Source organism: Streptomyces sp. NBC_00354 (genome assembly GCF_036106915.1).
Taxonomy (GTDB): domain Bacteria; phylum Actinomycetota; class Actinomycetes; order Streptomycetales; family Streptomycetaceae; genus Streptomyces.
The window spans coordinates 4,843,869-4,856,187 of sequence record NZ_CP107983.1; the positions used below are offsets into that span (position 1 = coordinate 4,843,869).

The 12,319-nt window shown below is 72.5% G+C and carries 11 protein-coding genes; 6 read left to right on the forward strand and 5 right to left on the reverse strand.

Translation table 11 applies throughout. The annotated features are described in order from the left end of the window. The first annotated feature begins 161 nt into the window (after positions 1–161). On the forward strand, positions 162–899 hold the full coding sequence (locus tag OHT74_RS22165) for an enoyl-CoA hydratase family protein (RefSeq protein ID WP_266666093.1): 738 nt from the start codon (positions 162–164) through the stop codon (positions 897–899). After that, the gene (locus OHT74_RS22170) at positions 887–1,504 is read left to right on the forward strand and encodes a TetR/AcrR family transcriptional regulator (protein WP_266666094.1); all 618 of its coding nucleotides are present in this window, start codon (positions 887–889) and stop codon (positions 1,502–1,504) included. Before OHT74_RS22165 ends, OHT74_RS22170 begins: the two co-directional genes overlap by 13 nt. 67 nt (positions 1,505–1,571) lie before the next feature. Here OHT74_RS22170 and OHT74_RS22175 read toward each other — a convergent pair whose 3' ends face one another. Continuing rightward, positions 1,572–2,678 (reverse strand): citrate synthase 2, encoded by a 1,107-nt coding sequence (locus OHT74_RS22175; protein ID WP_266666095.1) that lies wholly within the window; start codon positions 2,676–2,678, stop codon positions 1,572–1,574. A gap of 200 nt (positions 2,679–2,878) precedes the next feature. On the opposite strand from OHT74_RS22175, the gene pdxH reads away from it, so the two are divergent. Then, complete coding sequence (gene pdxH, locus OHT74_RS22180) at positions 2,879–3,541, forward strand: pyridoxamine 5'-phosphate oxidase (protein ID WP_328621150.1); 663 nt, start codon at positions 2,879–2,881, stop codon at positions 3,539–3,541. 495 nt (positions 3,542–4,036) lie between these two features. On the opposite strand, the gene OHT74_RS22185 is transcribed toward pdxH, so the two are convergent. Further along, a complete protein-coding gene (locus OHT74_RS22185; RefSeq protein WP_328621151.1) occupies positions 4,037–5,239 on the reverse strand; it encodes an RNA-guided endonuclease InsQ/TnpB family protein in 1,203 nt (400 codons plus the stop codon). Between the two features lie 292 nt (positions 5,240–5,531). Here OHT74_RS22185 and OHT74_RS22190 point away from each other — a divergent pair, with 292 nt between their 5' ends. Continuing rightward, positions 5,532–6,809: a PAS domain-containing protein gene (locus OHT74_RS22190; protein WP_443047723.1), complete on the forward strand. Its 1,278-nt coding sequence runs from the start codon at positions 5,532–5,534 to the stop codon at positions 6,807–6,809. Positions 6,810–6,820: 11 nt separating this feature from the next. Here OHT74_RS22190 and OHT74_RS22195 read toward each other — a convergent pair whose 3' ends face one another. Beyond that, positions 6,821–7,576, reverse strand: coding sequence for an SIS domain-containing protein (locus OHT74_RS22195; RefSeq protein ID WP_266666099.1), 756 nt, complete (start codon positions 7,574–7,576; stop codon positions 6,821–6,823). Positions 7,577–7,766: 190 nt separating this feature from the next. Between OHT74_RS22195 and OHT74_RS22200 the strand changes: the two genes are divergently transcribed. Together OHT74_RS22200 and OHT74_RS22205 are read left to right on the forward strand one after the other, a co-directional pair. Next, on the forward strand, positions 7,767–8,459 hold the full coding sequence (locus OHT74_RS22200) for a metal-dependent transcriptional regulator (protein ID WP_030156851.1): 693 nt from the start codon (positions 7,767–7,769) through the stop codon (positions 8,457–8,459). Positions 8,460–8,742: 283 nt separating this feature from the next. Continuing rightward, complete coding sequence (locus OHT74_RS22205) at positions 8,743–9,627, forward strand: alpha/beta fold hydrolase (protein ID WP_266666100.1); 885 nt, start codon at positions 8,743–8,745, stop codon at positions 9,625–9,627. 148 nt (positions 9,628–9,775) lie between these two features. Here OHT74_RS22205 and OHT74_RS22210 read toward each other — a convergent pair whose 3' ends face one another. Both OHT74_RS22210 and OHT74_RS22215 read right to left on the reverse strand, forming a co-directional pair. After that, the gene (locus tag OHT74_RS22210; RefSeq protein ID WP_328621153.1) at positions 9,776–11,440 is read right to left on the reverse strand and encodes a transporter; all 1,665 of its coding nucleotides are present in this window, start codon (positions 11,438–11,440) and stop codon (positions 9,776–9,778) included. Continuing rightward, on the reverse strand, positions 11,437–12,279 hold the full coding sequence (locus OHT74_RS22215) for an ABC transporter ATP-binding protein (RefSeq protein WP_266995295.1): 843 nt from the start codon (positions 12,277–12,279) through the stop codon (positions 11,437–11,439). The genes OHT74_RS22210 and OHT74_RS22215 overlap by 4 nt, the downstream gene beginning before the upstream one ends. Positions 12,280–12,319: the final 40 nt, after the last annotated feature.

A 12,319-nucleotide genomic window follows, 5' to 3' on the forward strand; every position in this document is an offset into this window, starting at 1 on the left:
AGGCGCCGAACATCGAAGCCCGCCCCGGGCACCACCCCGCCCCGGCACCACCCCCGGCCGCGCCCGACCCCGTCCGCACTGGCACCGGCACCGCCCCCGGCACCCGGGCCCGCCGGGCCGCAGGGGCGCCCACGATCCGCACAACCTCCGGAGGACATGGCATGACCCGCCCAGTCGGCGCCGCGCGAGCGCGTGGCGTCACCACCCTCACGCTCGACTCCCCGGCCAACCGCAACGCACTCTCCGCGGACCTCGTCGGCGAGCTGCGCACGGCCCTCGCCGACGCGGCGGCGGACCCGGAGGCACGGGCCGTCGTCCTCACCCACACCGGCACCACCTTCTGCGCCGGCGCCGACCTGAAGTCCCCGTGCGACCCGGCCGACTTCCTCGCCCTGCTCCGCGAGATCGCCGAACTCCCCAAGCCGGTCGTGGCCCGCGTCACCGGCCACGTCCGGGCGGGCGGCCTCGGCCTCCTCGGCGTCTGCGACATCGCCGCCGCCGGCCCGGCCTCCACGTACGCCTTCACCGAGACCCACCTGGGCGTGGTCCCGGCCGTCATCTCGGCACCGCTGCTGCCGCGCCTGGACCCGCGCGCCGCCGCCCGGTACTTCCTGACCGCCGAGTCCTTCGACGCCGCCGAAGCCGCCAGGATCGGCCTGCTCACCCTGCACGGCGACGACGTGGACCAGGTCCTCGACCCCGTCCTCACCGGCCTGCGCAAGGCCGGCCCGCAGGCCCTCGCCGCCACCAAGGAACTGCTCACCGCCCCGGTGCGGGCCGTCCTCGCCCGCGACGGCGCCACGCTCACCGAGCTGTCCGCCCACCACTTCGGCTCCGCCGAGGCCCGCGAGGGCATCAGCGCCCGCTTCGAACGCCGGGACCCGTCATGGGCCCTGTGACCGACGCCGGCCCCGCGCAGGACACCCAGCCCGGCCCCAAGCAGGCCCGCAGCCGCGTCACCCGGCGCCACCTCCTGGAAGCGGCCGTCTCCTGCCTCGCCGAACAGGGCTGGGCCGGATCCACCGTCGCCGTCGTCGCCGAACGCGCCGGTGTCTCCAGAGGCGCGGCCCAGTACCACTTCCCGACGCGCGAGGACCTGTTCACCGCCGCCGTCGCCTACGTCGCCGAGGAACGCTCCGCCGCCCTGCGCGACCTCTTCCACGCCGGACCCGCCGCCCGCCCCGCCGTGGTCGAAGCCATCGTCGACCTCTACACCGGAGCCCTCTTCCGGGCCGCCCTCCAGCTGTGGGTGGCCGCCTCCAACGAGGAGCAGCTGCGCCCCCAGGTCACCGAACTGGAGGCCCGCGTGGGCCGCGAGACCCACCGCATCGCCGTCGAGCTCCTCGGCGCGGACGAGTCCGTCCCCGGCGTACGCGAGACCGTGCAGGGCCTGCTCGACATGGCCCGCGGCCTCGGCCTGGCCAACGTCCTCACCGACGACACGGCCCGCCGCGCCCGGGTGGTCGCCCAGTGGTCCCGGATCCTGGACGACACCCTCGGCTGAGGAACGCGGAGGGCGCCGCACCCCGTACCGCGGGATGCGGCGCCCTCACGGCCCATGAAGGAAAGGCTCAGGCCGTCTCGGCGATGTCGGCGTACCCGTCGATCTCGCGCGGGTTGCGCTGACCCGGACCGATGTAGCGGGCCGACGGGCGCACCAGGCGGCCCGTGCGCTTCTGCTCCAGGATGTGCGCCGACCAGCCGGCGGTCCGGGCGCAGGTGAACATCGAGGTGAACATGTGCGCCGGGACCTCCGCGAAGTCCAGCATGATCGCGGCCCAGAACTCCACGTTCGTCGCCAGCACCCGGTCGGGGCGACGCGCGTGCAGCTCCTCCAGCGCGGCCTTCTCCAGCGCGGCGGCCACCTCGTAGCGCGGCGCGTCCAGCTCCTTGGCGGTGCGCCGCAGCACACGGGCGCGCGGGTCCTCGGCCCGGTACACGCGGTGCCCGAAGCCCATCAGCCGCTCGCCCTTGTCCAGGGCCTTCTTCACGTACGCCACGGCGTCGCCGCTGCGCTCGATCTCCTCGATCATGCCGAGGACGCGGGACGGCGCACCGCCGTGCAGCGGCCCGGACATGGCGCCGACGGCACCCGAGAGGGCGGCGGCGACGTCCGCACCGGTCGAAGCGATCACCCGCGCGGTGAACGTCGAGGCGTTCATCCCGTGCTCGGCGGCCGAGGTCCAGTACGCGTCGACGGCCTTGACGTGCTTCGGGTCCGGCTCACCGCGCCAGCGGATCATGAACCGCTCGACCACGGACTCGGCCTTGTCGATCTCGCTCTGCGGCACCATCGGCCGGCCCTGCCCGCGCGCGGACTGCGCGACGTACGACAGCGCCATCACGGCGGCGCGCGCGAGGTCGTCGCGGGCGGTCTGCTCGTCGATGTCGAGCAGCGGTTTCAGACCCCACACGGGGGCGAGCATGGCGAGGGCGGACTGCACGTCGACACGGATGTCACCGGAGTGCACCGGGATCGGGAAGGGCTCGGCGGCGGGCAGGCCGGGGTTGAACGCCCCGTCGACCAGCAGGCCCCAGACGTTGCCGAACGAGACGTGCCCGACGAGATCCTCGATGTCGACCCCGCGGTAGCGGAGCGACCCGCCCTCCTTGTCCGGTTCGGCGATCTCGGTCTCGAACGCGACGACCCCTTCGAGCCCGGGTACGAAGTCGGACATCAGGCGGCTCCTCAGATAGTGCGAACACGCGCGGCTCCCGGCGTGACTCGCGGTCCGGCGCGGTCATCCCCGTTGATGCCCGGCACGGCCGTCGGTCACCCGTGTGGGGACCTCCGGACCGGCCCCAAGATTTTGGCGGTTCCGGATGGCAGGCGGAAGCGTGACATACGGCACACTGCCGGAAGCACTCCTGCGGCAGGATGGCTGGCGTGACCGACCAGGACAATGACCCCGCCACGATGCGCAAGCAGTACCGCTCGGAGATCGTCCACGAGGAGAGCCTCGCCGAGGACCCCATGCGGCAGTTCGCCGAGTGGTTCCAGCAGGCCGCCGACTCGCACCTCTTCGAACCGAACGCGATGGTCGTCTCGACGGCGACCCCCGACGGCCGCCCCAGCTCCCGCACGGTGCTGCTGAAGCAGTTCGACGAGCGGGGCTTCGCCTTCTACACCAACTACGGCTCGCGCAAGGGCCGCGAGATCGACGCGAACCCGCACGTCGCGCTGCTCTTCCCCTGGCACCCCATCGCCCGCCAGGTCATCGTCACCGGCACGGCCTCCCGGATCGGCCGCGACGAGACGGCGGCGTACTTCCGCTCCCGCCCGCACGGCTCCCAGCTGGGCGCCTGGGCCAGCGAGCAGTCCCGGGTGATCGGATCCCGTGCCGAGCTCGACCGCCGCTACGCGGAACTCGCGGAGCGCTACCCCGAGGGCGAGCAGGTCCCCGTCCCGCCCGAGTGGGGCGGCATCCGGATCGTCCCCGACGCGATGGAGTTCTGGCAGGGCCACGAGAACCGGCTCCACGACCGGCTGCGCTACGTCCTCGAGGACGGGAAGTGGCGCCTCGAGCGACTCTGCCCGTAGCCGCGCGGCGCCGGGCGGGCCGGCTGGGCCGGGCGGGGGTGGGCCGTTGCGGCCCCGCGCACCACTGGCCGGGGCTGGAAAACGCAGACGACCCGCGGGCTCGGGTTTCTCGCCTACAAGGCGAGAAGCCGGCCGGACGTACCGGCGAGCCCGCGGGTCGGGTGACTGCTTGGGATTGGCCGACGCTATGTCGGCAACGCACTGGTGCGTGGACGACGGGCGTCAGCCCGCAGTCACCTCACGCGTCCGGAGTTCATACATTTCCGGGATCACCTCCTTTCAGTGTTCTGCCACTGTAGGCACGGCTACAGATGTCCCTCAACCGAATTTCGCCGACGAATCCGTACGCGTACCAGTCCGCCGGTTGGGCAGCCGGCGGTGCCGGTGAGAGAGACAGTGAAGAGTCTGGTCGGGGGCGGCGGCGCGGGGTCGCGCTCGCGGGGTTTCTCTCCTGCATTGACGTCCTCCCCCGCCAAAAGGTGGGGGATTCCTGGCTCACGCTGCCCGGCGGACCGGCGGTCCGTAAGGTCTTCCGCGATCGGCGCCAGCCGGGTTGAGACCAGCCCGGACGAGCATCACATGTGCGGAGTTCTTGTCTCGGGGTGAGACGACTCCGCACGCGGTGCACGTGTAGGTACGTTCCGACAGCGGCAGTGCGTGCTTGGTTCTCGCTCCGCAGCGTCCGCAGTCCATGGTTGTGTGCGCGGGGTGCACGAGGCGTAGGTCCAGGCCGTGCTTGCGCGCCATGTTGATCAGTTCGTGTTTGGTGGCGGAGATCGCCGCGTCGGCCGCCTTGCGGGCCAAGGTGGACTTGGCAAGGAATTTCGGCCGGAAGTCCTCTACCGCGAGGTGGCCGAAGTCCGTCACGACCCGCTTGGCCCACTTGCGGGCGGTGTCCTGGCGCTGCCGGGCGATCTTCTTGTGCACCTTCGCGGCCTGCCGCTTCGCCTTGCGATATCCCTTGGAGGGCGCCTGACCTCGCTGGGGCTTCCGCCGGGCCATCATCCGCTGATACCCGGCCAGCTTCCCGGCCGCCTTTCGCCCGTGCTCGGGGTGCGGGAGGTCATGGTGGTCACTGGTCGTGGTCGCCGTTTCCCTCACACCCCAGTCGATACCGATCACTGCGCCGGTCTGGGGCAGCGGCTGCGCAACGATCGGGATGACGAAGGAGGCGTACCAGTGGCCGAGGCTGTCGCGGTAGACGCGGACGCTGGACGGGTCTGCAGGCAGCGCACGCGACCATACCGGCGTCAGTGATATGCCACCCGCCACGTGTAAGCGACCATCCTTCAGCCGGAAACCACGACGGGTGTAGTTGAGGGTTGGGTCAGCAAGATCCTTCTTCTTGAACCGGGGCATCCCCGCCTGCCGCCTCACCGGCAGCCGGGCCTTGATGTCCTTCAAGCCTTTGGCGCGGGACTTGGCGAAGTCCCGAATGATCTGCTGCTGCGTCACGCTGCTGCCGTCACGCAGCCACGCATGCGATGCGCGCCAGCCGGTCAGCTTCCCGTCCAAGGATGCCGGACCGCACTTCTCTCCGGCCTCGTGCGCCGCCCGCGCTTCGGCAACGCACTGATTCCACACCCAGCGGCACCGGTCCCACTCCGACAGCAGTGCCGTGTGGGCGGCGGACGATACGCGCAGCCGGAAGGTGTACCGGGCATGCCCGACCTCCCCACCATTGCCCACTGCCGCCATGACGCCAACGTAGAGCCACAAGTCGCTGCTCTCCCGTGATCCCCGACGACCCACCCGAACGAGTGACCGTTGCGCGCACTGACCAGCGGTCCCTCTGCTTTGCCCGTCCCGATCCTTCCCCTGCCGTTCCTTCTGCCAGAGACTGATTCCGGGGAATGCGGTGTGGGCTGCGTCACGTTCCAGTTGAATGATCTGACGTGCCGCACACGCGAACACCTGCAGGGGGTGCCAGGTGAGTGCTTTCGGACGGAGTGAGACCACCGACGATCTGCTCGCAGCGCTGCTGGACGGGATGGACGCGGCCTTGTGCGCGTTCGACGCCGACGGCGTGATCACGCACTGGAACCGCGAGGCCGAGCGGATCCTCGGCTGGACCCCCGCCGAGGCGGTCGGGCGCAAGGGGTTCGCCGGGTGGGCCGTGCGTGCCGCCGATGCGCAGGACGTCGAGGAGCGGCTGATGGCCGCCCAGGACGTGCCGGGGCGGCAGGTGCACGAGTTCGCGCTGCTGACCAAGGAGGGCGGGCGGGTGCTCGTACGGACCCAGTCCGCCGGGGTGCCCGGGGCGGACGGGAAGCCCGCCGGGGTGTACTGCGCCTTCAGCGAGGTGCACGCGCAGATCGACCTGGAGCGGTCCATCGCGCTCAGCGAGGCGCTGATGGACGACGCCTCGTGGGGTGTCGTTCTCGTCGATGTGGATCTGCGGCCCGCCGTGGTCAATGCGCACGCCGCCCGCGCCTTCGGATCGGGGCGCACCGCGCTGCTCGGCCGGCCGCTGGGGGAGCTGCTGGTCCAGGGTGTCGAGGAGCTGGAGGGTGCGCTCCAGCACGTGCTCGCCGACGGGTCCCCGCCGGCGCCCGTGGAGCTGTGGGTGTCCGTCCGCACGCCGGAGGGGGTGCGACGGCGGTGCTGGCGGTCCGGGTTCCTGCGGCTGGGGTCCCCGCTGGCGGAGGAGCCGGTGCCGCTCGGGGTCGGCTGGCTGTTCCAGGACATCACCGAGGCCCGGCAGGCCTCGCTCGACACGGCGCAGCTGCGGTTCCGCTCCAGTCAGCTGCATCGCTCGGGCCGGGCGGCCGCCGAGTGCGAGGACCCGGCCGAGGCGGCCGCCGTACGGCTGGACTTCGCCCTTGCCGGCTTCGCGGAGCACGCGCTGCTCGACGTACTGGAGCAGTCGGCCGACCCGGACCGCCAGCGCCTCGTACGGGTGGCCGCCTCGCCGCCGGTGCTGCCCGGGGCGGGGGCGGGCCAAGCGCGGTACGAGCCCGGGCATCCGGCGCTGCAGGCGCTGGACCGGATCGGCTCGGTGCGCACCAGTGCCCCGCGGGGGGAGGCGGCCGCGGGCTGGGCGAGGGACCGGCAGTGGCCGGAGGATGCGGCGCACGTGCTGTGCACGGTGCTGCGCAGCCGCGGGCGGACCCTGGGGGCGCTGACCTTCGTACGGGGCGCTTCGCGGGCCGCCTTCGAGCAGGCGGACGCGGCGTACGCGGAGGAGGTGGCGGCCCGGGTCGCGGCGGATCTCGACCTGGCCGCCTGGCCCCGCACCTCCGACGGGGGATTACGGGACAGCCCTTAGCCTTCCGCCGCTCAGTGGCGGAAGAAGATCCGGTCGCCGTACTCCTGGAGGACGCGGCCGTTCCATTCGTGGCCGCCGTCGACGTTGCCCGAGCGCAGCAGCGGGGGCTCCATCCCGCGGGCGGCGAGCTCGCCGGCGGCCGCCGCCATCACGGCCTGCATGATCGCGCTGGTCACGACGGTGGAGGCGGGCGCGAAGGGCGCGTCGATGCCGTCGAGGCTCAGCTCGGCGTCGCCGACCGCGATCTTGCTGTCGAGGACGATGTCGCAGTGGTCCTTGAGGAAGGTGCCCGAGACGTGCCGCGACTTGGTCTCCGTCGCGTAGGCCACGGAGGTCACGCCGATGACCTTCAGGCCGATGGCGCGGGCGTTCATGGCCATCTCGACCGGCAGGGCGTTGCGCCCGGAGAGGGAGATGATCACGAGGACGTCGCCGTCGGCGGCCGGGCTGCTGTCGAGGACGGCGCCGGCGAGGCCGTCGACCCGCTCCAGGGCGCTGCCGAGGGTGGCCGGCATGACGTCGATGCCGACGGTGCCGGGGACGGCGAGGAAGTTCACCAGGGCGAGTCCGCCGGCCCGGTAGACCACGTCCTGGGCGGGGAGCGAGGAGTGGCCGGCGCCGAAGGCGAAGAGCCGGTTCCCGGCGGCGACGGCGTCGGCGATGGCGGCGCCGGCCTCGGCGATGGGCGCGGCCTCCTCGTCGCGCACCCGCTGCAGGAGCCCGATCGCGGCGTCGAGGAACTGACCGGCCAGCTTGCTCTCGCTCATACGCCGATGGCCCTTCCAGAGGTGGGGTTCGTCCGTGTCCGCCGCTCACCGTGCGGTCTGGACCAAGGGCGTGTCAATACGAACGTCAATGGATGTCCCGGGCAGGGCTTGGCGTCCGGCACGGGACGGTTGTCCGCGCGATGCGTCAGAATTGGGGGCAGGGCCAGCGCACGATATCCGAGGGGCACGAATGTCCGGACTGATCGATACCACGGAGATGTATCTCCGCACCATCCTCGAGCTGGAAGAGGAAGGCGTGGTCCCCATGCGCGCCCGTATCGCCGAGCGGCTCGACCAGAGCGGCCCGACGGTGAGCCAGACGGTGGCGCGCATGGAGCGGGACGGCCTGGTGGCCGTGGCGAGCGACCGTCACCTGGAGCTGACGGAGGAGGGCCGGCGGCTGGCGACGCGTGTGATGCGCAAGCACCGGCTCGCGGAATGCCTGCTCGTCGACGTCATCGGCCTGGAATGGGAGCAGGTGCACGCCGAGGCCTGCCGCTGGGAGCACGTGATGAGCGAAGCGGTGGAGCGGCGGGTGCTGGAGCTGCTGCGCCACCCGACCGAGTCGCCGTACGGGAACCCGATCCCGGGGCTGGAGGAGCTGGGCGAGAAGGCCGAGGCGGACCCGTTCCTGGAGGACGGCATGGTCAGCCTGTCGGAGCTGGACCCGGGCGCGGACGGCAAGACCGTGGTCGTGCGCCGGATCGGGGAGCCGATCCAGACGGACGCCCAGCTGATGTACACGCTGCGGCGGGCGGGCGTGCAGCCCGGCTCGGTGGTCAGCGTGACCGAGTCGCCGGGTGGTGTGCTGGTCGGCAGCGGCGGCGAGGCCGCAGAACTGGACGCGGAGATCGCCTCGCACGTGTTCGTGGCCAAGCGCTGACCGGACGCACGCGGCGTTCGAGGGTGGTGGAAGTGGGCGGTCCCGGCGCCTTGCGGCGCCGGGACCGGTCCTCCCCTTTGTTGACCTGGAGCCCCGAGCTCTCAAGGTCATCCCCTCGGACCGTCTTCCCCGAGCGGCCCGCCTCCCTGCTGAAAGGATCTCCATCGGCAGCGGCGGCCAATCCTTGAGCAAGGTCACTCGAAAGAGCGGTGTTGAAGGCGAGAACCCGGTTTTCGAATACGGGTTCGATAGTCTGGCCGTGAGCGAAGGGGGTGCATCTGCCGTGGTACAGCGCATCGATGTGACAGGGGCCGACGGTGTGCGCCTGGCCGCCTGGGAGTTCCGGGAATCCGCCGCCACTGCGCCCCCGGATCCCGACGCGCCCCGGGTGCTGTTACTCCACGGCCTGATGGGCCGCGCCTTCCACTGGGCGGGCACCGCCCGCTGGCTCGCCGGGAACCGCCGCGTCGTGGCCCTCGACCAGCGCGGCCACGGCCAGAGCGACCGCCCCTCCGCCGGCCCGGGCGCCACGACCAATCTGGGGCGCGAGGCGTTCGTGGCCGACGCCGAGGCCGTCATCGAGCAGCTCGGCCTGGGGCCCGTGACCGTGATCGGCCACTCCATGGGAGCCCTCACCGGCTGGCAGCTGGCCGCCCGCCGCCCCGACCTGGTGGAGGCCCTGGTCATCTGCGACATGCGCGCCTCCGCCCTCGGCGAGGCCTCCCAGCAGGAATGGGAGGAATGGTTCCACCGCTGGCCCGTCCCCTTCCCCACGCAGGACGCCGCCCGCCGCTGGTTCGGCGAGGACGACCCCCGGGTGGAACGCCCCGACCCCGGCCGCGGCGCCTTCTTCGCCGAGGTGATGCACCAGGCCCCGGACGGCTGGCGCCCCCTGTTCTCCCGCCGCCAGATGCTGAGGGCCCGCGAGACCTGGGTCCACGACGCGCACTGGGAGGAGCTGGCCCAGGTCCGCTGCCCGACCCTCGTCGTCCGGGGCCTGGACGGCGAACTGGGCCGCGCGGAGGCCCAGGAGATGGTCCGCGTCCTCCCCGCCGGCCAGTACGCCGAGATCCCCGACGCGGGCCACTACCTCCACTACGACCAGCCGACGGCCTTGCGCGCCGCCCTGGAACCCTTCCTGGACCAGGTCAGGGCCGCCGCGACCTGACGGCGCCCCGTACGCCTGACAGTGCCCCGTACGCCACGTACACCCCGTACGCCACGCGCGAAAGGAGGGGGCGGCGGGCAGTCGCCCGTCACCCCCTCCGTCCCCTCCCGCCCGCGTCCGTCCCCCGTGCGGACGCGGGACCCGCGGCTCAGCCCTTGCTGACCGCCAGCAGGATCTCCGGCAGCTTCCGGGCCACCGTCGGCGCCGCCAGGCGCAGGCCCGCCCAGGTCGCCAGGGTGCCCCAGGCCGTCCCCAGCGGCAGCAGGATCCAGGTGAGCGACGAGTGGTCCGCCACGCTGAGGTAGACCGCCAGGACGATCACCGGGGAGCAGATCACCGCCGACGCGAGCATGCCGCCGAAGATGCCCGCCCAGGCGAGGCCGGCCTGGCCCGGGACGACGTTCTTGAAGGCGCCTTCCGTCGGGATCGAGTACGGGAAGTGGGCCGAGGCCAGCGCGCCCGTGCACAGCATCGAGCCCAGCAGGGCCAGCCCCACCCCGAGCGCCGCCGGGAACCCGCCCCAGTTGTGGACCAGCGCCGCGGTGACCGCCGTGACCACGACGGTGTACGGGACGGTGACCAGGGCCAGGGCATACGCGCGGGCGCGCAGCTCCGCGAACGCCTCCCGCGGGGTCGAAATGGTCTGCGCGACCATCCAGAACGCCGAGGTGTCCTGCCCGAACTGGTTGTACATCTGCATGCCGAGCATGCCCGTGCCGAAGCAGGCCAGGTACAACGAGCCCGTGCCCTGGAGGGCGTTGAAGACCGGGATGATCAGGCCGATCGCCAGCGCCGTCACCCAGGCCGACTTCGTCTTCGGGTCGCGGACCGCGTACCGCAGCGTGCGCTGCATGACCGCGCCCGCCCGCCCGCCCGGCAGGAACGACCAGACGCCGGCGCCGCCCGCGGACTCCCGCTTCGCCGACGGCTTCGAGGCCGCGATCGTCGAACCGTCCGGGGTGACCATCAGGGTCGTCAGGCTCCGCTCCCAGAACCGCAGGAGCAGGACCAGCGCCAGGACGGTCACGGCCAGCTGCGCCGCCGCCACGCCGTACGAGCCCTTGCTCGCCGAGTCCACCATGCCGACGGCCGTCGCGGGCGGCAGCCACCGCACCACGGCCTCGACCGGCTCCAGCTGGGCCAGGCCGCCCGACTGGAACAGACGCTGGCTGGCGAAGTTCGCCACCTGCGCGCCCACCGCGATCAGCAGGCCGCTGAGCAGCGCGAGGTCACGCCCCTTGCGGCTGGTCAGCAGCCGGACGTTGGCCGTGGCCACCGCGCGGGCCAGCGTGACGCAGCCCAGTACCAGGAGCGGTACGGCCGGCACGGCGGCCACGATGCCCGCCGCGCCCCGCGCGACGGCCACCACGGAGCCCACAGCCAGGCAGACCGTGAACAGCGGGCCGATCCCGACCAGCGACGAGGCCAGCAGGGCCCGTACGAGCGGACGCGGGCGCAGGGGCAGCATGACCAGCCGGCTCGGGTCGAGCGTCTCGTCCCCGCTGGGGAAGAACAGCGGCATGAACGTCCAGCCCAGTGCCAGGATCGCGGCGAGCAGGACGACGACCGTGCCCGCATGCGCGTTCCCGTGCAGCACGGCCAGGCCGAGCATCGCGAAGCAGGCCACGACCAGCGCGAGCGCCAGCGACGAGAAGTAGGCGGCCTTGCGCTTCGACGAGCCCTTGAGCCCGTTGCGGAGCAGTGACAGCTTGAGGCGGACGAAGACCGCGGTCAGGTCGGCCGCGCCGGCCGCGGCCGGCGCCGCGGCCGTGGCGGCCGCCGGAGCGGAGGCGGATGCGGATGCGGCGCTCATCGGGCTGCCTGCCCGCCGAGCCAGTCCAGCGAGTCGCCCGCGTCGCGCCCGCCCGCGCCGACCAGCTCCAGGAACGCGGCCTGCAGCGAGGGCGCGTCGCCCCGTACGTCGGCCAGCGGGCCCGCGGCACGGATCCGGCCGGCGGCCATGACCGCGACCCAGTCGCACAGCGACTCGACCAGCTCCATCACGTGGGAGGAGAAGACGACCGTGGCGCCGGACGAGGTGTACCGTTCCAGCACCCCGCGGATGGTCTGCGCCGACACGGGGTCCACGCCCTCGAACGGCTCGTCCAGGAAAAGCACTTCGGGGTTGTGCAGCAGGGCGGCGGCCAGGCCGATCTTCTTCCGCATGCCCGTCGAGTAGTCCACGACTAGCTTGTGCTGCGAGCCCGCGAGGTCCAGGACCTCCAGCAGCTGCGTGGCCCGCTTGTCGGTCTCCTCGCCCGGCAGCCCGCGCAGCCGGCCCATGTAGCCGAGCAGTTCGCGCCCCGACAGCCGCTCGAACAGCCGCAGCCCCTCCGGCAGAACGCCGATCCGCGACTTGACCGCGACCGGGTCGCTCCACACGTCGTGCCCGGCGACCAGGACCCGCCCCATGTCGGGGCGCAGCAGTCCGGTCACCATCGACAGCGTCGTCGTCTTGCCCGCGCCGTTCGGGCCGACGAGGCCGATGAACTGCCCCGCGGGCAGCTCGAGGTCGATCCCCGCGACCGCGACCTGGTCGCCGAAGCGCTTCCACAGGCCCTCTACCCGTACCGCCGCCCGTCCGGCGGACGGCGCGGTTCGCGCGCCGTCCGGTCCGTACGTCCCACCCGTCGCATCTGCCTGGTCCGGCATGCGCCTGCCTCTCGCTGTGTTCCCCGTGGTCCTGCGTTCT

Excerpts from the sequence above, each read along its gene's own strand:
- OHT74_RS22165 (WP_266666093.1), top strand. The coding sequence starts at position 162 with ATGACCCGCCCAGTCGGCGCCGCGCGAGCGCGTGGCGTCACCACCCTC.
- OHT74_RS22170 (WP_266666094.1), top strand. The coding sequence starts at position 887 with ATGGGCCCTGTGACCGACGCCGGCCCCGCGCAGGACACCCAGCCCGGC.
- OHT74_RS22175 (WP_266666095.1), bottom strand. The coding sequence starts at position 2,678 with ATGTCCGACTTCGTACCCGGGCTCGAAGGGGTCGTCGCGTTCGAGACC.
- pdxH (WP_328621150.1), top strand. The coding sequence starts at position 2,879 with ATGGCTGGCGTGACCGACCAGGACAATGACCCCGCCACGATGCGCAAG.
- OHT74_RS22185 (WP_328621151.1), bottom strand. The coding sequence starts at position 5,239 with ATGGCGGCAGTGGGCAATGGTGGGGAGGTCGGGCATGCCCGGTACACC.
- OHT74_RS22190 (WP_443047723.1), top strand. The coding sequence starts at position 5,532 with ATGGACGCGGCCTTGTGCGCGTTCGACGCCGACGGCGTGATCACGCAC.
- OHT74_RS22195 (WP_266666099.1), bottom strand. The coding sequence starts at position 7,576 with ATGAGCGAGAGCAAGCTGGCCGGTCAGTTCCTCGACGCCGCGATCGGG.
- OHT74_RS22200 (WP_030156851.1), top strand. The coding sequence starts at position 7,767 with ATGTCCGGACTGATCGATACCACGGAGATGTATCTCCGCACCATCCTC.
- OHT74_RS22210 (WP_328621153.1), bottom strand. The coding sequence starts at position 11,440 with ATGAGCGCCGCATCCGCATCCGCCTCCGCTCCGGCGGCCGCCACGGCC.
- OHT74_RS22215 (WP_266995295.1), bottom strand. The coding sequence starts at position 12,279 with ATGCCGGACCAGGCAGATGCGACGGGTGGGACGTACGGACCGGACGGC.